Source organism: Streptomyces sp. RKND-216 (assembly GCF_004795255.1).
Taxonomy (GTDB): Bacteria; Actinomycetota; Actinomycetes; order Streptomycetales; family Streptomycetaceae; genus Streptomyces; species Streptomyces hazeniae.
Genome location: NZ_SSBQ01000002.1, coordinates 2,312,556 through 2,331,130, shown reverse-complemented (window position 1 = coordinate 2,331,130; position 18,575 = coordinate 2,312,556). Strand labels below are relative to the sequence as shown.

Annotated in this window: 16 protein-coding genes; 13 read left to right on the top strand and 3 right to left on the bottom strand. The window is 70.9% G+C overall.

Annotated elements, in window-relative coordinates:
* The first annotated feature begins 12 nt into the window (after positions 1–12).
* Genes E4198_RS10255 through nuoN form a run of 13 tightly spaced genes read left to right on the top strand, consistent with a single transcriptional unit; the run spans position 13 to position 15,869 of the window.
* Positions 13–567 carry an NADH-quinone oxidoreductase subunit B gene (locus E4198_RS10255; protein WP_027764552.1) on the top strand — a complete coding sequence of 185 codons (555 nt, stop codon included), beginning with the start codon at positions 13–15 and terminating at the stop codon, positions 565–567.
* Positions 564–1,331 carry an NADH-quinone oxidoreductase subunit C gene (locus tag E4198_RS10250; protein ID WP_136182880.1) on the top strand — a complete coding sequence of 256 codons (768 nt, stop codon included), beginning with the start codon at positions 564–566 and terminating at the stop codon, positions 1,329–1,331. The genes E4198_RS10255 and E4198_RS10250 overlap by 4 nt, the downstream gene beginning before the upstream one ends.
* Positions 1,331–2,659 (top strand): NADH-quinone oxidoreductase subunit D, encoded by a 1,329-nt coding sequence (locus E4198_RS10245; protein WP_027764550.1) that lies wholly within the window; start codon positions 1,331–1,333, stop codon positions 2,657–2,659. The genes E4198_RS10250 and E4198_RS10245 overlap by 1 nt, the downstream gene beginning before the upstream one ends.
* Positions 2,656–3,546 (top strand): NADH-quinone oxidoreductase subunit NuoE, encoded by an 891-nt coding sequence (gene nuoE, locus E4198_RS10240; RefSeq protein WP_136182879.1) that lies wholly within the window; start codon positions 2,656–2,658, stop codon positions 3,544–3,546. The genes E4198_RS10245 and nuoE overlap by 4 nt, the downstream gene beginning before the upstream one ends.
* Positions 3,546–4,895 (top strand): NADH-quinone oxidoreductase subunit NuoF, encoded by a 1,350-nt coding sequence (gene nuoF, locus E4198_RS10235; protein ID WP_136182878.1) that lies wholly within the window; start codon positions 3,546–3,548, stop codon positions 4,893–4,895. The genes nuoE and nuoF overlap by 1 nt, the downstream gene beginning before the upstream one ends.
* The gene (locus E4198_RS10230) at positions 4,892–7,399 is read left to right on the top strand and encodes an NADH-quinone oxidoreductase subunit G (RefSeq protein ID WP_136182877.1); all 2,508 of its coding nucleotides are present in this window, start codon (positions 4,892–4,894) and stop codon (positions 7,397–7,399) included. Before nuoF ends, E4198_RS10230 begins: the two co-directional genes overlap by 4 nt.
* Complete coding sequence (gene nuoH, locus E4198_RS10225) at positions 7,396–8,811, top strand: NADH-quinone oxidoreductase subunit NuoH (RefSeq protein ID WP_136182876.1); 1,416 nt, start codon at positions 7,396–7,398, stop codon at positions 8,809–8,811. The genes E4198_RS10230 and nuoH overlap by 4 nt, the downstream gene beginning before the upstream one ends.
* The gene (gene nuoI, locus E4198_RS10220) at positions 8,786–9,514 is read left to right on the top strand and encodes an NADH-quinone oxidoreductase subunit NuoI (protein ID WP_136182875.1); all 729 of its coding nucleotides are present in this window, start codon (positions 8,786–8,788) and stop codon (positions 9,512–9,514) included. The genes nuoH and nuoI overlap by 26 nt, the downstream gene beginning before the upstream one ends.
* On the top strand, positions 9,511–10,416 hold the full coding sequence (locus E4198_RS10215) for an NADH-quinone oxidoreductase subunit J (RefSeq protein WP_136182874.1): 906 nt from the start codon (positions 9,511–9,513) through the stop codon (positions 10,414–10,416). Before nuoI ends, E4198_RS10215 begins: the two co-directional genes overlap by 4 nt.
* Positions 10,413–10,712 carry an NADH-quinone oxidoreductase subunit NuoK gene (gene nuoK / locus E4198_RS10210; protein WP_027764543.1) on the top strand — a complete coding sequence of 100 codons (300 nt, stop codon included), beginning with the start codon at positions 10,413–10,415 and terminating at the stop codon, positions 10,710–10,712. Before E4198_RS10215 ends, nuoK begins: the two co-directional genes overlap by 4 nt.
* 12 nt (positions 10,713–10,724) lie before the next feature.
* On the top strand, positions 10,725–12,617 hold the full coding sequence (gene nuoL, locus E4198_RS10205; protein WP_136182873.1) for an NADH-quinone oxidoreductase subunit L: 1,893 nt from the start codon (positions 10,725–10,727) through the stop codon (positions 12,615–12,617).
* A 1-nt stretch (position 12,618) separates the two neighbouring features.
* Entirely contained in the window at positions 12,619–14,214 is a 1,596-nt protein-coding gene (locus E4198_RS10200; protein ID WP_136182872.1) for an NADH-quinone oxidoreductase subunit M, read from the top strand.
* A 5-nt stretch (positions 14,215–14,219) separates the two neighbouring features.
* Positions 14,220–15,869 carry an NADH-quinone oxidoreductase subunit NuoN gene (nuoN, locus tag E4198_RS10195; protein WP_136185300.1) on the top strand — a complete coding sequence of 550 codons (1,650 nt, stop codon included), beginning with the start codon at positions 14,220–14,222 and terminating at the stop codon, positions 15,867–15,869.
* A gap of 105 nt (positions 15,870–15,974) precedes the next feature.
* On the opposite strand, the gene E4198_RS10190 is transcribed toward nuoN, so the two are convergent.
* The 3 genes from E4198_RS10190 to fahA form a co-directional block, all read right to left on the bottom strand.
* On the bottom strand, positions 15,975–16,481 hold the full coding sequence (locus E4198_RS10190) for a hypothetical protein (protein ID WP_136182871.1): 507 nt from the start codon (positions 16,479–16,481) through the stop codon (positions 15,975–15,977).
* A 72-nt stretch (positions 16,482–16,553) separates the two neighbouring features.
* On the bottom strand, positions 16,554–17,147 hold the full coding sequence (locus tag E4198_RS10185) for a hypothetical protein (RefSeq protein WP_136182870.1): 594 nt from the start codon (positions 17,145–17,147) through the stop codon (positions 16,554–16,556).
* Between the two features lie 123 nt (positions 17,148–17,270).
* Positions 17,271–18,467, bottom strand: coding sequence for a fumarylacetoacetase (gene fahA / locus E4198_RS10180; RefSeq protein ID WP_136182869.1), 1,197 nt, complete (start codon positions 18,465–18,467; stop codon positions 17,271–17,273).
* Positions 18,468–18,575: the final 108 nt, after the last annotated feature.

Here is an 18,575-nt window from a genome sequence, read left to right as displayed (position 1 = left end):
GGGCATAGGTAAATGGGACTCGAAGAGAAACTGCCGAGCGGCTTCCTGCTCTCCACCGTCGAGCAGGCCGCCGGGTGGGTCCGCAAGTCGTCGATGTTCCCGGCGACGTTCGGACTCGCCTGCTGCGCCATCGAGATGATGACAACGGGTGCGGGCCGCTACGACCTCGCCCGGTTCGGCATGGAGGTCTTCCGCGGCTCACCGCGCCAGGCGGACCTCATGATCGTGGCCGGACGGGTCAGTCAGAAGATGGCCCCGGTGCTGCGGCAGGTGTACGACCAGATGCCCAACCCCAAGTGGGTCATCTCCATGGGCGTCTGCGCCTCCTCCGGCGGCATGTTCAACAACTACGCGATCGTGCAGGGCGTGGACCACGTCGTCCCGGTCGACATCTACCTGCCCGGCTGCCCGCCGCGGCCCGAGATGCTGATGGACGCGATCCTCAAGCTCCACGAGCACGTGCAGAACGAGAAGCTCGGCGTCAATCGCGAGCAGGCGGCCCGTGAGGCCGAGGAAGCGGCGCGCAAGGCCCTGCCGACGATCGAGATGAAGGGGCTCCTGCGATGACCGCCAACGGCAACTCGGCCAACGGCACGCCCGCCGGCGACCATGGCCCGAACCCGGACCAGGACGTGAACGCGCACAACCTGCCCGGACACCGCGGCGACTCCGGCGAGGTCATCGGCGTCCGCCGCGGCATGTTCGGCCCCCGCCAGGGCGGCGACACCTCCGGCTACGGCGGCCTGGTGCGCACCGTGCGGCTCCCCGGCGCGAGCGCGCGCCCCTACGGCGGCTGGTTCGACGAGGTCGCCGACGAACTCGAAGGCGCCCTGGAGGAGCAGGACCTGCTCCCCGAGAACGCCATCGAGAAGACCGTCGTAGACCGCGGCGAGATCACCTTCCACATCGCACGCGAGCATCTGCTGCGCGTCGCCCGCACCCTGCGGGACGACCCCGCGCTGCGCTTCGAGTACTGCACCGGCGTCTCCGGCGTGCACTTCCCCGAGGACAAGGGCCGCGAGCTGCACGCCGTGTACCACCTGCGTTCGCTGACGCACAACCGGATCATCCGGCTGGAGGTCACCGCACCCGACGCCGATCCGCACGTCCCCTCGATCGTCGAGGTCTACCCGACGAACGACTGGCACGAGCGCGAGACGTACGACTTCTTCGGCCTGGTCTTCGACGGCCACCCGGCGCTGACGCGGATCATGATGCCCGACGACTGGCAGGGCTTCCCGCAGCGCAAGGACTACCCCCTGGGCGGCATCCCCGTGGAGTACAAGGGCGCCCAGATTCCCGCTCCCGACCAGCGGAGGTCGTACAGCTGATGAGCACCACACATTCCACGGCGGGAATCCGCGAGACCACCGAGGGCACCGTCTACGACGTCACCGGCGGCGACTGGGACGAGCTCGCCGCCGCCGCGGCAGCGAGCGACGACGAGCGGATCATCGTCAACATGGGCCCGCAGCACCCCTCCACGCACGGCGTGCTCCGGCTCATCCTGGAGATCGACGGCGAGACCGTGACCGAGGCCCGCTGCGGCATCGGCTACCTGCACACCGGCATCGAGAAGAACCTCGAGTACCGGACCTGGACGCAGGGCACCACGTTCGTGACGCGCATGGACTACCTGACGCCGTTCTTCAACGAGACGGCGTACTGCATGGCGGTCGAGAGGCTGCTCGGCATCACCGACGACATCCCGGACCGCGCCAACGTCATCCGCGTGCTGATGATGGAGCTGAACCGTCTCTCCTCCCACCTGGTGTGCATCGCCACCGGCGGCATGGAGCTCGGCGCCACCACCGTCATGATCTTCGGCTTCCGCGACCGCGAACTGGTCCTGGACCTCTACGAGCTGATCACCGGCCTGCGCATGAACCACGCGTACATCCGGCCCGGCGGGCTCTCCCAGGACCTGCCCCCTGGCAGCATCGACGCGCTGCGCGAGTTCGTGAAGAAGATGAAGAAGAACCTGCCGGAGTACGACAAGCTCTGCACCGGCAACCCGGTCTTCAAGGGTCGTCTGAAGGACATCGGCTACCTGGACCTCGCCGGCTGCATGGCGCTCGGCGCCACCGGCCCGATCCTCCGCTCCGCCGGCCTCCCGCACGACCTGCGCAAGACCGACCCCTACTGCGGCTACGAGACTTACGACTTCGACGTCCCGACCGTCGACACCTGCGACTCCTACGGCCGCTTCCTGCTGCGCGTCGAGGAGATGCGGCAGTCGCTGCGCATCATCGAGCAGTGCATCGACCGGCTGGAGCCCGGCCCGGTCATGGTCGGCGACAAGAAGATCGCCTGGCCCGCGCAGCTGGCGCTCGGCCCCGACGGCCTGGGCAACAGCCTGGACCACATCCGGAACATCATGGGCACCTCCATGGAGGCCCTCATCCACCACTTCAAGCTGGTGACCGAGGGATTCCGGGTACCGCCCGGCCAGGCGTACGCGGCAGTCGAGTCCCCCAAGGGCGAACTCGGAGTGCACGCGGTGAGCGACGGCGGAACCCGGCCCTACCGGGTGCACTTCCGCGACCCGTCCTTCACCAACCTCCAGTCGATGGCGGCGATGTGCGAGGGCGGCCAGGTCGCCGACGTCATCGTGGCCGTCGCGTCCCTCGACCCCGTGATGGGAGGCGTCGACCGATGACCGACGTGCAACTGGGCATCCCCGCGATGCCCGCCCCCGACTACCCGGCGGACGTCCGGGCACGGCTGGAGAAGGACGCGAAGGACGTCATCGCCCGCTACCCCGACAGCCGGTCCGCGCTGCTGCCGCTGCTGCACCTGGTGCAGTCCGAAGAGGGCCACGTCACCCGCACCGGACAGCGCTTCTGCGCCGAGATGCTCGACCTCACCACCGCCGAGGTCGCCGCGGTCGCGACCTTCTACAGCATGTACCGGCGCAAGCCCAGCGGCGACTACCAGGTCGGCGTCTGCACCAACACGCTGTGCGCGGTGATGGGCGGCGACGCCATCTTCGAGGAGCTCCAGGAGCACCTGGAGATCGGCAACAACGAGACCACCGACGACGGCAAGGTCACCCTCGAACACATCGAGTGCAACGCGGCCTGCGACTTCGCGCCCGTGGTGATGGTCAACTGGGAGTTCTTCGACGACCAGACGCCCGAGTCCGCCAAGCGCCTGGTCGACGACCTGCGCGCCGGCCGCGACGTGCACCCCACCCGCGGCGCGAAGCTGTGCACCTTCAAGGAGACCGCGCGCATCCTGGCGGGCTTCCCCGACGAGCGCGAGGGCGCCGTCGCGGAGTCCGGCGGCGCCGGCCCCGCCTCGCTCGCCGGTCTCCGGCTCGCCAAGGGCGAGTCCGAGGCCCCAGCCCGCGTCGTCTCCCCGCGGAACGGCGGCGGCAAGGCGGCCGGCCGCGACGCAGGCACCGAGGCATCCGGTCCCGGCGGCACCAGGCCGCGCAGCGCCGAACCTCCCGCCGGCCACGAAAGCTCGCACGACGCCCCGCAGCCGAGTGCCGAGTCCGACCCCGACAACCCGACCGGGCCGGTCGCCGAGGAGGGCAAGTGATGACCACCGAGTCCCCCGAGAAGCTCCTCTCCCCGGTGCTCTCGGCCTTCTGGGACCAGCCCGACGCCTGGACGCTGGAGACCTACAAGCGGCACGACGGGTACGAGGGTCTGCGCAAGGCGCTGGCCATGGACCCCGACGACCTCATCGCCTTCGTCAAGGACTCCGGCCTCCGCGGCCGCGGCGGCGCGGGCTTCCCCACGGGCATGAAGTGGCAGTTCATCCCGCAGGGCGACGACAAGCCGCACTACCTGGTCGTCAACGCCGACGAGTCGGAGCCGGGCACCTGCAAGGACATCCCGCTGCTCTTCGCCAACCCGCACTCCCTCATCGAGGGCATGATCATCGCCTGCCACGCGATCCGGTCCCACCACGCCTTCATCTACCTGCGCGGTGAGGTCGTCCCCGTCCTCCGCCGCCTGCACGAGGCGGTACGCGAGGCGTACGCGGCTGGCTACCTCGGCAAGGACGCCCTCGGCAAGGGCAAGCCGCTGGACATCACCGTCCACGCCGGCGCCGGCGCGTACATCTGCGGCGAGGAGACCGCGCTGCTCGACTCGCTGGAGGGGCGCCGCGGCCAGCCCCGGCTGCGCCCGCCCTTCCCCGCGGTCGCCGGCCTGTACGCCTGCCCCACCGTGGTGAACAACGTGGAGTCCATCGCCTCCGTTCCCGCCCTGCTGCACAAGGGCAAGGAGTGGTTCCGCTCGATGGGCAGCGAGAAGTCCCCCGGCTTCACGCTCTACTCGCTCAGCGGCCACGTCGCCCGCCCCGGCCAGTACGAGGCGCCGCTCGGCATCACACTGCGGCAGCTCCTCGACATGAGCGGCGGCATGCGGCCCGGTCACCGGCTGAAGTTCTGGACGCCCGGCGGGTCCTCCACCCCGATCCTCACCGACGAGCACCTGGACGTGCCGCTGGACTACGAGGGCGTCGGAGCGGCCGGATCGATGCTGGGCACCAAGGCGCTCCAGTGCTTCGACGAGACCACCTGCGTCGTACGGGCGGTCACCCGCTGGACCGAGTTCTACGCCCACGAGTCGTGCGGCAAGTGCACGCCCTGCCGCGAGGGCACCTACTGGCTCGTCCAGCTGCTCCGCGACTTCGAGGCCGGCAAGGCGTCGATGGGCGACATCGACAAGATCGACGACATCGCCGACAACATCAACGGCAAGTCGTTCTGCGCCCTCGGCGACGGCGCCGCCTCGCCGATCTTCTCCTCGCTGCAGTACTTCCGCGAGGAGTACGAGCAGCACGTCACCGGTGGCGGCTGCCCCTTCGACCCGGCCAAGTCGACCCTCTGGGCCGACGGCTCCACCGGCAAGACCGCTCACCTGGAGGTGAACGCGTGACCGTCACCAGCAACGCTCCCGCCTCCGGGGGCGGCCAGGCCCCTCCCCCCGAGGACCTGATCTCGCTGACCATCGACGGCGTCGAGATCAGCGTGCCCAAGGGCACCCTGGTCATCCGCGCCGCCGAACAGCTCGGCATCGAGATCCCCCGCTTCTGCGACCACCCGCTGCTCGACCCGGTCGGCGCCTGCCGGCAGTGCATCGTCGAGGTGGAGGGCCAGCGCAAGCCGATGGCGTCCTGCACCATCACGTGCACCGACGGCATGGTGGTGAAGACGCAGCTCACCTCCCCGGTCGCCGACAAGGCGCAGCGCGGGGTGATGGAGCTGCTGCTCATCAACCACCCGCTGGACTGCCCGGTCTGCGACAAGGGCGGCGAGTGCCCCCTGCAGAACCAGGCGATGTCCGCGGGCTCCGCCGAGTCCCGCTTCGAGGGCAGGAAGCGCACCTTCGAGAAGCCGGTGCCGATCTCGAAGCAGGTCCTGCTGGACCGCGAGCGCTGCGTGCTGTGCGCCCGCTGCACCCGCTTCTCCAACCAGGTCGCCGGCGACCCGATGATCGAGCTGCTGGAACGCGGCGCGCTCCAGCAGGTGGGCACCGGCGAGGGCGACCCCTTCGAGTCGTACTTCTCCGGCAACACCATCCAGATCTGCCCGGTCGGCGCCCTCACCTCGGCCGCCTACCGGTTCCGCTCCCGCCCGTTCGACCTGGTCTCCACCCCCAGCGTCTGCGAACACTGCGCTGGCGGCTGCGCCACCCGCACCGACCACCGGCGCGGCAAGGTCATGCGCCGGATGGCCGCGGAGGACGCCGAGGTCAACGAGGAGTGGATCTGCGACAAGGGCCGGTTCGGCTTCCGCTACGGCCAGCGCCACGACCGGCTCACCGCGCCGCTGGTGCGCGACGCCGAGACCGGTGAACTGGAGGCCACCAGCTGGCCCGAGGCACTGGAGGCGGCGGCGAAGGGCCTGGCCGCGGCGCAGGGCCGGGTCGGCGTGCTGACCGGCGGACGCGTCACCGTCGAGGACGCCTACGCGTACGCCAAGTTCGCCCGCGCCGTGCTCGGCACCAACGACGTGGACTTCCGGGCCCGCGTCCACTCCGCCGAGGAGGCCGACTTCCTCGCCGCCCACGTCGCCGGCCACGGCCGCGACCTGGACGGCCTCGGGGTCACCTACACCGCGCTGGAGAAGGCCCCCGTCGTCCTGCTGGCCGGGCTGGAGGCCGAGGAGGAGGCGCCCGGCGTCTTCCTCCGGCTGCGCAAGGCCCACCGCAAGCACGGCCAGCGCACCTTCGCGCTCGCCACCCACGCCACCCGCGGCCTGGAGAAGGCGGGCGGCACGCTGCTGGCCGCCGCGCCCGGCACCGAGACCGAGTGGCTGGACGGCCTGGCCGGCGGAGTCGGACTGGAGAGCGCCGGCAAGCAGGCCGCCGAGGCGCTCCGCACCGAGGGCGCGGTCATCCTGGTCGGCGAACGGCTCGCCGCCGTGCCCGGCGCCCTGACCGCCGCCCTGCGTACCGCCACGGCCACCGGCGCCGCCCTGATGTGGATCCCGCGCCGGGCCGGTGAACGCGGCGCGGTCGAGGCCGGCGCCATCCCGTCGCTGCTGCCCGGCGGCCGCCCCGCCACCGACCCGCGCGCCCGCCAGGAGGTCGCCCGCGCCTGGGGCGTGGACGACCTGCCCAGCGCGTACGGGCGGGACACCGGGGCCATCGTGGAGGCCGCCGCGTCCGGCGAACTGTCCGCGCTGGTCGTGGGCGGCGTCGAGGTCGCCGACCTGCCCGACCCGTCCCGTGCCGCCGACGCGCTGCACGAGGTCGGCTTCCTGGTCAGTCTGGAGCTGCGGCCGTCGCACGTCACCGCGCACGCCGACGTGGTGCTGCCGGTGGCGGCGGTCGTCGAGAAGTCCGGCACCTTCCTCAACTGGGAGGGCCGGGCCCGGATGTTCGAGGCGGCCATCAAGCCCGACCAGATGACCCGCCGCCACGTGACGCCGGACGGCCGGGTGCTGCACATGCTCGCCGACGCGCTCGGCAAGCCGCTCGGCCTGCCCGACGTACGGGCCGCGCGCCGCGAACTCGACCGCCTCGGCGGTGCGTCGGGCGACGCGCAGGCCACCGCGCCGAACGAACGGTCCGCATCCGCGCCGCAGCCCGGCAAGGGCGAGGCGGTGCTCGCCGGCCACCGGCTGCTGCTCGACCAGGGCCGGCTCCAGGAGGGCGACGAGGCGCTGGCCGGTACCCGGCACGCGGCGCTCGCCCGGCTCTCGGCCCCCACGGCCGAGGCCACCGGCGTGAAGGACGGCGACGTCCTCGCCGTCACCGGGCCGACCGGAACGGTGGAGTTCCCGCTCCGGGTCACCCCGGACATGCCGGACCACGTGGTGTGGCTCCCGATGAACTCCGCCGGCCGCGGCGTGACGCCCGACACCGGCGCCCGCCCGGGCGACCTCGTCAAGATCGGTGCCGCCGGCGGCACCGGCCGCCAGGAGGTGGACGCGTGAACACCCTCGCCCACATCGCGTCGGGCCCGGAGGGGAGCGTCGTGCTCGCCGCCGAGGACCTGTCGACCTTCGGCACGGACCCGTGGTGGCTGATCGGCCTCAAGGCGGTCTTCTGCTTCGCCTTCCTGATGCTGACCGTGCTGATCTCCATCGTCATGGAGCGCAAGGTCGTCGCCTGGATGCAGCTGCGCATCGGCCCCAACCGGCACGGCCCCTGGGGCATGCTCCAGTCGCTGGCCGACGGCATCAAGCTGATGCTCAAGGAAGACGTCGTCGTCAAGCGCGCCGACAAGGCCGTCTTCATCCTGGCCCCGATCATCGGCGCGATCCCGGCCTTCATGGCCATCGCCGTCATCCCGTTCGGCCCGCCCGGCAACGAGGTGTCGATCTTCGGCACGCGCACCGCGATGCAGCTCACCGACATGCCGGTGGCCGTGCTCTACATCCTGGCCACCGCCTCCATCGCGGCCTACGGAACGGTGCTGGCCGGCTGGTCCTCCGGCTCGACCTACCCCCTGCTCGGCGGCGTCCGCGCCACCGCCCAGGTGATCTCCTACGAGGTCGCCATGGGCCTGAGCTTCGCCGCCGTCTTCCTGCACTCCGGCTCGATGTCCACCTCGGCCATCGTGGACGCGCAGGACGACCGCTGGTTCGCGGTGCTGCTGCCCGTGTCGTTCCTCATCTACATGGTGGCGATGGTCGGCGAGGCGCACCGTGCGCCGTTCGACATGCCGGAGTCCGAGGGCGACCTGGTCGGCGGCTTCAACACCGAGTACTCGTCGATCAAGTTCGCGATGTTCATGCTCGGCGAGTACATCCACATGGTCACCGTCTCCGCTCTCGCGGTCACCCTCTTCCTGGGCGGCTGGCGGGCCCCGGCGCCGATCTCCACGGTGTGGGAGGGCGCCAACCACGGCTGGTGGCCGCTGCTCTGGTTCACCGGGAAGCTCGTACTGATGCTGTTCGGCTTCGTGTGGCTCCGCGGCACCCTGCCGCGCGTCCGCTACGACCAGTTCATGAAGCTGGGCTGGAAGGTCCTCATCCCGGTCTCCATGGCCTGGCTGATGCTGGTCGCCGCGGTCCGCGCGATGCGGAACGAGAACTACGCCTTCACCGACATCGTGTACTGGGTCGGCGGCGGCGTCCTGGTCCTGCTGCTGCTCTCCTTCGTCGTCGACGTCTTCCGCGACCGCGCCGACAAGCAGGCGGAGGAGCAGGAGGAACTCGCTGCCGAGGAGGCCGGCTTCGACCCGATGGCCGGCGGCTACCCCGTGCCGCCGCTGCCCGGCCAGACCCTCCCGCCCGTGCCCCGGCGCAGGTCCCGCGCGGACCGCGAACTGGTCGGCACGGCTGCGGAGTCCGGCGACGCCCAGGACGGGAATCACGATGGAAGGGAGGCCGACGGTGCCTGAGAACCCCGTGGCCGGCTTCGGCGTGACCTTCAAGGCCATGTTCAAGAAGCGGCTGACCGAGCAGTACCCCGAGTACAAGAAGCCCACGGCGCCCCGCTTCCACGGCCGGCACCAGCTCAACCGCCACCCGGACGGGCTGGAGAAGTGCGTCGGCTGCGAGCTCTGCGCCTGGGCCTGCCCGGCCGACGCGATCTACGTGGAGGGCGCGGACAACACCGACGAGGAGCGCTACTCCCCGGGCGAGCGGTACGGCCGCGTCTACCAGATCAACTACCTGCGCTGCATCCTGTGCGGCCTGTGCGTCGAGGCGTGCCCCACCCGCGCGCTGACCATGACCAACGACTACGAACTCGCCGACTCCTCCCGCGAATCGCTCATCTACACCAAGGAGGAGCTGCTCGCCGGACTCCAGGAGGGCATGGTCGACTCGCCGCACGCGATCTACCCCGGCATGACGGAGAAGGACTACTACAGCGGCCTCGTCACCGAGGCCGCCCCGGGCACCGTGCCGCAGGAGGTGCACGCGGGCGACGCACCCCAGGCGTCCGCCGACACCTTCGGGCCGATGGAGCCCGCCGCCTCCGCCCCCGTCTCCGACGCGGACCGCCCCGAGGGCGACCCGACGGACACGGCGCCGGCGCAGACGGCCTCCACCTCCGGCGGTCAGGCAGCCGGCCCGCAGGGCGCGGAGGGCGCGCGATGAACGAGCTGGCACTCACCACCACCTCCACCGGCGAGGCCGCGCAGTTCTGGGTGCTCGGCACGGTCGCGGTACTCGGCGCGCTGGGCACCGTGCTGATGAAGCGCGCGGTGCACTCCGCGCTGTGCCTCGCCGGCACGATGATCGTCCTCGCGGTGTTCTACCTGTCCAACGGCGCGTACTTCCTGGGCGTCGTGCAGGTCGTCGTCTACACCGGCGCCGTGATGATGCTCTTCCTCTTCGTGCTGATGCTCGTCGGCGTCACCGCCGCCGACTCGCTGAAGGAGACCATCAAGGGCCAGCGCTGGATGGCCGCGCTCTGCGGCCTCGGCTTCGGCGTCCTGCTGATCGGGGGACTCGGCAACGCGTCGGTCACCAGCTTCAACGGCCTGGCGCAGGCCAACGAGGGCGGCAACGTGCAGGGCCTGGCCGCCCTGCTCTTCACCAAGTACGTGTTCGCCTTCGAGATCACCGGTGCCTTGCTGGTCACCGCCGCCGTCGCCGCGATGGTGCTCACACACCGGGAGCGCACCGAGCGCCGCCTGACGCAGCGCGAACTCGCCGAGAAGCGCGTGCGGGAGAACAAGCACGTGCCGCCGCTGCCGGCCCCGGGCGTGTACGCACGGCACAACGCAGTGGACATCCCCGGCCTGCTGCCCGACGGCACCCCGTCCGCGCTCACGGTCAGCGACACCCTGCACAGCCGCGGCCAGGTCCGCGACGTGTCCGGCGAGGCGCTCCGCGACCTGGCGGAGCTGGAACAGCGCACCGACGCGTACCTGGGCCGGGACAACGACGCCTCCCGCGAGGCGGGCCGCCAGGCCCGGCGCGCGGACGACGGCGACGGCGACCGAGACAGCGAGCGTGACGGCGACCGCGACGGCGAGAAGGAGGAGGCGAAGTGAACCCGGTCAACTACCTCTACCTCGCCGCGCTGCTGTTCACCATCGGCGCGTCGGGCGTACTCATCCGGCGCAACGCCATCGTGGTGTTCATGTGCGTGGAGCTGATGCTCAACGCCGCGAACCTCGCGCTGATCGCGTTCTCCCGGATCCACGGCAACCTCGACGGTCAGATCATCGCCTTCTTCACCATGGTCGTCGCCGCCGCGGAGGTGGTCGTCGGCCTGGCGATCATCGTCACGCTCTACCGCTCCCGCCACTCGGCCTCGGTCGACGACGCCAGCCTGATGAAGCTGTAAGGAGTTCAGTAAGTGGAATCACTCATCGGGCTGCTCGTCGGAGCTCCGCTCCTCGGCGCGGCCGTCCTGCTCTGCGGAGGACGCAGGCTCGACCGGACGGGACACTGGCTGGGCACCGCCCTGGCCGGTGCCTCGTTCATGCTCGGGCTGGTGCTCTTCGCCGACATGCTCGGCCGGGACGCCGAGGACCGCACCCTGACCTCGCACCTGTTCAGCTGGATTCCGGTGAACGGCTTCCAGGCCGACGTCGCCTTCCAGCTCGACCAGCTGTCCATGACGTTCGTCCTTCTCATCACCGGCGTCGGCTCGCTGATCCACCTGTACTCGGTGGGCTACATGGAGCACGACGAGCGCAGGCGCCGGTTCTTCGGCTACCTGAACCTGTTCCTCGCGGCGATGCTGCTGCTGGTGCTCGCCGACAACTACCTGCTGCTGTACGTCGGCTGGGAGGGCGTGGGCCTGGCCTCGTACCTGCTGATCGGCTTCTGGCAGCACAAGCCCAGCGCGGCGACCGCGGCGAAGAAGGCGTTCCTCGTCAACCGCGTCGGTGACGTCGGCCTGTCCATCGCGATCATGCTGATGTTCACCACCTTCGGCACCTTCGCCTTCGGGCCGGTGCTGGGCAGCGTGGACGGGGCGAGCGAGGGCACGCTCACGGCCATCGGCCTGATGCTGCTGCTCGCGGCCTGCGGCAAGTCCGCGCAGGTGCCGCTGCAGTCCTGGCTCGGCGACGCGATGGAGGGCCCGACCCCGGTCTCGGCCCTCATCCACGCCGCCACCATGGTCACCGCCGGCGTGTACCTGATCGCCCGCTCCGGGGTGCTCTTCGACGCCACTCCCTCGGCGCAGACCGCCGTGGTGACCGTCGGCGCGGTGACGCTGCTGTTCGGTGCGATCGTCGGGTGCGCCAAGGACGACATCAAGAAGGCCCTGGCCGGGTCGACCATGTCGCAGATCGGCTACATGATGCTGGCGGTCGGGCTCGGCCCGATCGGCTACGCGTTCGCCATCATGCACCTGGTGACGCACGGCTTCTTCAAGGCCGGGCTGTTCCTCGGCGCCGGCTCGGTGATGCACGGCATGAACGACGAGGTCGACATGCGGCGTTACGGCGGCCTGCGGACGTACATGCCGATCACCTTCATCACCTTCGGTCTCGGCTACCTGGCCATCATCGGCTTCCCCGGCCTGTCCGGCTTCTTCTCGAAGGACCTCATCATCGAGGCGGCCTTCGGCAAGGGCGGCGCGCAGGGCTGGATCCTCGGCTCGGTGACCTTGCTGGGCGCGGCCCTCACGGCGTACTACATGACCCGCGTCATGCTGCTCACCTTCTTCGGCGAGAAGCGCTGGAGCGAGGAGGGCGAGAACGCCGTCCACCCGCACGAGTCGCCGAAGACGATGACCATCCCGATGATCGTGCTGGCCGTCGGGTCGGTGTTCGGCGGCGCGTTCTTCGCCATCGGCGAGCGCTTCGTGCACTGGCTGGAGCCGGTGACCGGCTTCGAGCACCCGCACCCGCCGATCCCGATCTGGTCGATCACCGCGGCCACCGTCGCCTGCATGGTGATCGGAGTCGCCGTGGCGTGGTTCCAGTACGGTCGCCGCCCGGTGCCCGTCACGGCGCCGCGCGGCAGCCTGCTCACCCGCGCGGCCCGCCGGGACCTGCTCCAGGACGACTTCAACCACGTCGCCCTGGTCAAGCCCGGCGAGTACCTGACGCGCGGCCTGGTCTACCTCGACCACTCGGTGGTCGACGGGGCCGTCAACGGCACCGCCGCCACGTTCGGCGGTCTCTCCGGCCGGCTGCGCCGCGTCCAGAACGGGTTCGCGCGCAGCTACGCGGTCTCGATGTTCGGCGGTGCGGCGGTGCTCGTCGCCGCCACCCTGCTGATGAGGGCGGTCTGAGATGTCATTTCCCCTGCTGACGGCCACGGCCGCGGTCCCGGCGATCGGTGCGATCGCCACCGCCGCCGTGCCCGCCGCGAAGAGGACGGCCGCCAAGTGGCTGGCGCTGCTGTTCTCGCTCGCCACGGTCGTGCTCGCAGCCGTGGTCCTGGTCCGCTTCGACCCCGGCGGCGACCGGTACCAGCTCACGGAGAGCCACGCCTGGATCGCCGACTTCGGCGTCCGCTACGAGCTGGGCGTGGACGGCATCGGCGCCGTGCTGGTCGCCCTGACCGCCCTGCTGATCCCGTTCGTGATCCTCGCCGGCTGGCACGACGCGGACGCTCTGGAGGGCGAGCAGGCAAACCGCCGCTGGCGGCCCACCCAGGGCTTCTTCGCGCTGATCCTGGCCGTCGAGGCGATGGTGATCGTCTCCTTCCTGGCCACGGACGTCTTCCTCTTCTACCTGTTCTTCGAAGCCATGCTGATCCCGATGTACTTCCTCATCGGCGGCTTCGGCGACCGTGCCCACGCGGCGGGCGAGGAGGAGGCGTCACGGCAGCGGTCGTACGCCGCGGTCAAGTTCCTGCTCTACAACCTGGCCGGCGGTCTGATCATGCTGGCCGCGGTGATCGGCCTGTACGCGGTCACCGCCGACCAGCTCGGCGAGGGCACCTTCTCACTCCAGGCGATCATCGAGGCCCGGGCGAACGGCAAGCTGGAGATGTCGGCCGGCACCGAACGGCTGCTGTTCCTCGGCTTCTTCTTCGCCTTCGCGGTGAAGGCACCGCTGTGGCCGCTGCACACCTGGCTCCCCAACGCGATGGGGGAGTCCACCGCACCGGTGGCCGTCCTCATCACCGCCGTGGTCGACAAGGTCGGCACTTTCGCGATGCTCCGCTTCTGCCTCGGGCTGTTCCCCAACGCCAGCGAGTGGGCCACGCCGGTGGTGCTGGTGCTGGCCCTGGTCAGCATCATCTACGGCGCGCTGCTCGCCGTCGGCCAGCGCGACATGAAGCGGCTGATCGCGTACGCGTCCATCTCGCACTTCGGGTTCATCATCATGGGCGTCTTCGCCATGACGACCCAGGGGCAGAGCGGCGCGACGCTGTACATGGTCAACCACGGCATCTCCACGGCCGCGCTGCTGCTGGTCGCCGGCTTCCTCATCACCCGCCGCGGCTCGCGCCTGATCGCGGACTACGGCGGTGTGCAGAAGGTCGCGCCCGTACTGGCGGGCACGTTCCTGATCGGCGGTCTGGCGACGTTGTCGCTCCCCGGACTGGCCCCGTTCGTCAGCGAGTTCCTGGTGCTGGTCGGCACCTTCAGCCGCTACCCGGTCATCGGGATCATCGCGACCGCAGGCATCGTGCTCGCCGCGCTGTACGTGCTGGTGCTGTATCAGCGCACCATGACCGGGCCGGTGAAGCCGGAGGTCAGCGGCATGAAGGACCTCAAGGTCCGGGAACTCGTGGTCGCCGCGCCGCTGATCGCGCTGCTGGTCTTCCTCGGTGTCTTCCCGAAGCCGCTGACCGAGATCGTCAACCCCGCGGTCGAGCACACCATGTCCGACGTGCAGAAGAAGGACCCTGCTCCTGAGGTGGAGGCCGCCAAGTGAGCGCTCTGAGTACGACGCACGCCGTCCACAGCCTGTGGACACAGGCGGCCGAACCCGGGAGCATCCCGACACCGAAGATCGAGTACGCCCAGCTCTCCCCGACGCTGATCGTGCTCGGCGCGGCAATCGTCGGCATCCTCATCGAGGCGTTCCTGCCCCGCAGGTTCCGGTACGGCGCACAGGCGCTGCTGACCGTGGCCGCGCTGGCCTCCGCCTTCGCGGCGGTGCTGGCGCTGGGGCTGAACGGCTTCGCCACCGACCAGGCCCAGCTCGCCGCGATGGGCGCCATCGCGGTGGACGGCCCGGCGCTGTTCCTCCAGGGCACGGTGCTGCTTGTCGGTCTGGTCGCGGTCTTCACCTTCGCCGAACGGCGGCTGGATCCGTCCGCCCACGGTCGGCCGGTGGACTCGTTCGCCGCGCAGGCCGCCGCCGTTCCGGGCGGGCAGGGCGAACGGGACGCGGTGAAGGCCGGGTTCACCACCACCGAGGTGTTCCCGATCGCGCTGTTCGCGATCGGCGGCATGCTGGTCTTCCCGGCCGCCAACGATCTGCTGACGCTCTTCATCGCGCTGGAGGTCTTCTCCCTCCCGCTGTACATCCTTTGCGCGCTGGCCCGCCGCAACCGCCTGATGTCGCAGGAGGCGGCGGTGAAGTACTTCCTGCTGGGAGCCTTCTCGTCCGCCTTCATGCTCTTCGGCATCGCGCTGCTGTACGGCTACGCGGGCGCCGTGGACTACGCGAGCATCGCGCGGGTCGTCGGCAACGCGAACCCGACCACCGACCCCGCGCTGGCGGGCACCATGGGCAACGACGTGCTGCTGCTGATCGGCGGGGCGATGGTGCTGATGGGCCTGCTCTTCAAGGTCGGCGCGGTGCCGTTCCACATGTGGACCCCGGACGTCTACCAGGGCGCCCCGACCCCGGTCACCGGCTTCATGGCCGCCGCCACCAAGGTCGCCGCCTTCGGCGCCCTGCTGCGGCTGCTGTACGTGGTGCTGCCGGGTCTGCGCTGGGACTGGGAGCCGGTGCTGTGGGGCGTGGCCGTCGTCACCATGCTGGGCGGCGCGGTCGTCGCCATCACCCAGACCGACATCAAGCGGCTGCTGGCGTACTCCTCCATCGCGCACGCGGGCTTCATCCTCGCCGGTGTGATCGCCACCTCGGAGGACGGCGTCTCCTCGGTGCTCTTCTACCTGCTGGCGTACTCCTTCGTCACGCTCGGCGCGTTCGCCGTCGTGACGCTGGTGCGCGACGCGGGCGGCGAGGCCACGCACCTGTCCAAGTGGGCCGGGCTGGGCCGCCGTTCGCCGCTGGTTGCGGCCGTGTTCGCGGTGTTCCTGCTGGCGTTCGCGGGCATTCCGTTGACCTCCGGCTTCACCGGCAAGTTCGCAGTGTTCAAGGCCGCGGCGGAGAGCGGCGCGGGCGCGCTCGTGGTGGTCGGCGTCATCTCCTCGGCCATCGCGGCGTTCTTCTACATCCGCGTGATCGTGCTGATGTTCTTCCAGGAGCCCAAGGCGGACGGGCCGAGCGTCGCCGTTCCGAGCCCGCTGACGATGTCGGCCATCGGCCTCGGGGTCGCGGTGACCGTGGTGCTCGGTGTGGCGCCGCAGTACTTCCTGGACCTGGCCGGTCAGGCGAGCGTCTTCGTCCGGTAGTGCCGGTAGCCCCAGGAGCCCCGTAGCGCTCTTGCGACGTGAACGCCGGACGGCCCGCCACCCCCGAAGGGTGGCGGGCCGTCCGGCGTTCACGCGGGTCGACCGCTACTCCGGCAGGCCGCTGGGCAGGTCCGACGGGAGGTCCGGGATCTCCGCCGTGGGGAGGTCCGACGGCATCCCGGTCGGCAGGTCCTCCAGGGAACTCTCCGCGCGGGTGAAGGTGTCGCTCCCGCCGGACTCCCAGGCGAGGGTGAGGGTGTCGCCGTCGACACTCTCGACGGTGCCCTCCTCGAAGCCGGAGCCCTTCGCGCACACCATCTCCAGCGTCACCGGGTCGGCGTCCGCGGCGTAGGTGCCCGTGCAGTTGGCGTCCTCGGTGGAGATGTTGACGTTGCCGCCCTTCTCGACGAACACGAGGATCTTGTGGTCCCGGTCGGTGAGTTCGCCGGAGAGCCAGGCGCCCTTCAGCGCGGACGCGCCGCCCTCGCCGGATGACTGCTCCGCGCCGCCCTTGTCGCTGTTCTCCCCGCCGCCGTCGCTGCCGCAGCCGGTCATCAACAGGGCGGCCGCGACGACCGCGGCCGCCCCCGACACGCGTGCCGTTGTGCGCACGTGGTTCCCCTCCGTAGTGATCAGGTGACGGATCAACCTAACAGGCGGGGGTGACGGATCGGCGCCGCGTCGTCACTCGGGGGGACCGACCGGTGCGGCGCCCTTCACGAACTCCGCGGTCCTGCCCGACGCCCACTTCACGGAGAGGCCCTTGTCGTCGATCTCGGTGACGGTGCCCGAGGCGTAGCCGTCGTTCGCGTCGCGGCACTTCAGGTCCAGCTTCGCCGGGCCGTCGCCGGCCTTCAGCGTGCCCTGACAGGCCACGTCGGGCCCTGCCAGCGAGACCTCGGTGCCGTTGAAGATGAGGACCAGCAGTTCGCCCTCGGCGCCCTTCATGCCGGAGGCCCAGGGGCCCTGGAAGGGCGTTGCCGCGTCGTCGCCGCCCCCGGAGCCGCCGCCCCCGGAGCCGCCGTCCTCGGAGCCGCCGTCCCCGCCGGTGTCGGCACCGCCACCCGAGGATTCGCCCTGGGTGGTGCCGCCGTCGGAGCCGCCGTCGTCCTTGCCGCCGTCGCCGCCCCCGGAGCCGCCGCCGGTGGACGTGGAGCCCTGGTCCTTGTCCTTGCCGCCGTCGGAGCTGTCGCCGCCGTCGCTGCCGCAGCCGCCGATCAGCAGTGCCAGCGCCGCGGTGCCCGTGGCCGCGCCGAGGCCGAGCCGTGTTCTGCGCACGCGCGCCCCTCCCATTCGAATGCCGTACCCCGGTGTGCAGGGTCACGACAAACTAGCAGGGGCGCGCGTCCGCAGTTGTGACGACGAACGCTCTCCCGGGGGCTGGACAGCGGGCCGGACGGGCTACTCCGCGGGGGCCGCAGCGATCGTTCCGGAGACCTCGCCCAGGCCGATGCGGGTGCCGTTCGGTCCCGGCGCCCAGGCCGTGAGGACGACCTCGTCACCGTCGGAGAGGAAGGGGCCCTTGCCGGCGGTGAGCTCCAGCAGGCAGCCGAGCTGGTCCGGCTCCGGGCCGCTGACCGTGCCGGAGGCGAAGAGGTCCCCGGTGCGCAGCGAGGCGCCGTTCACCGTCATGTGCGCGAGCTGCTGCGCGGCCGTCCAGTACATCGCGGAGAACGGCGGCTCGGAGACCTGCTCGCCGTTCAGCGTCACGGTGATCCGGATGTCCAGGCCGTCCTTCTCCCCGCTGTCGTCCAGGTAGGGGAGCGGCGGGACGTCGCGGGCCGGCGGCTCGGTGCGGGCCTGCTCCAGCGCCTCCAGCGGCGTGATCCAGGCGGAGACGGAGGTGGCGAAGGACTTGCCGAGGAACGGCCCCAGCGGCACGTACTCCCACGCCTGCAGGTCGCGCGCGGACCAGTCGTTGAGCAGGCACACGCCGAAGACGTGCTCGCGGAAGTCCTCCCGGCCCACGCGCGTCGTCATCGCCGAGGGGGTGCCGACGACGAAACCGACCTCGGCCTCGATGTCCAGCCGCTGCGAAGGGCCGAAGGAGGGTGCGGGCGCGTCCTTGGGCTTGCGCTGCCCCAGCGGTCGCACCACAGGCGTACCGGACACCACGACGGTGCCGGACCGGCCGTGGTACCCGATCGGCAGGTGCTTCCAGTTCGGGGTGAGCGGGTCGCCGTCGGGCCGGAAGATCCTCCCGACGTTGGTGGCGTGGTGCTCGCTGGCGTAGAAGTCGACGTAGTCGGCGACCTCGAACGGCAGGTGCAGTGTGACGTCGGCCAGCGGAACGAGGTGGCCGCCGACCGTGGCGCGGTGCCCGGGGTCGCCCAGCCAGTTCTGCAGGTCCGCGCGGACCGCCTGCCAGGTCGGCCGTCCGGCCGCCATCAGCGGGTTCAGGGTGGGCCGCTTCAGCAGCTCGGCGTGCGCCGAGCCGATCGCCTCGGCGGCGGCGCCGGCGTCCAGCACGTGCGAGCCGAAGCGCACCCCGATGCGGCGCCGGTCCGGGGCGTCGGAGGTGGTGAAGACGCCGTACGGCAGGTTGTCGAGGCCGAAGAGGTCGTCTCCGGGCAGGTCGAACGGGATGGCTTCGGTCATCGTCTCAGGTGCCTCGCCTTCGAGGTTCGTCGCCGGTCAGGGCTCGGGCACGTCCGGGGAGGCGCCCACCGGCAGCGTATCGACCGGGCGGGCGCAGCCGTCCGCCCG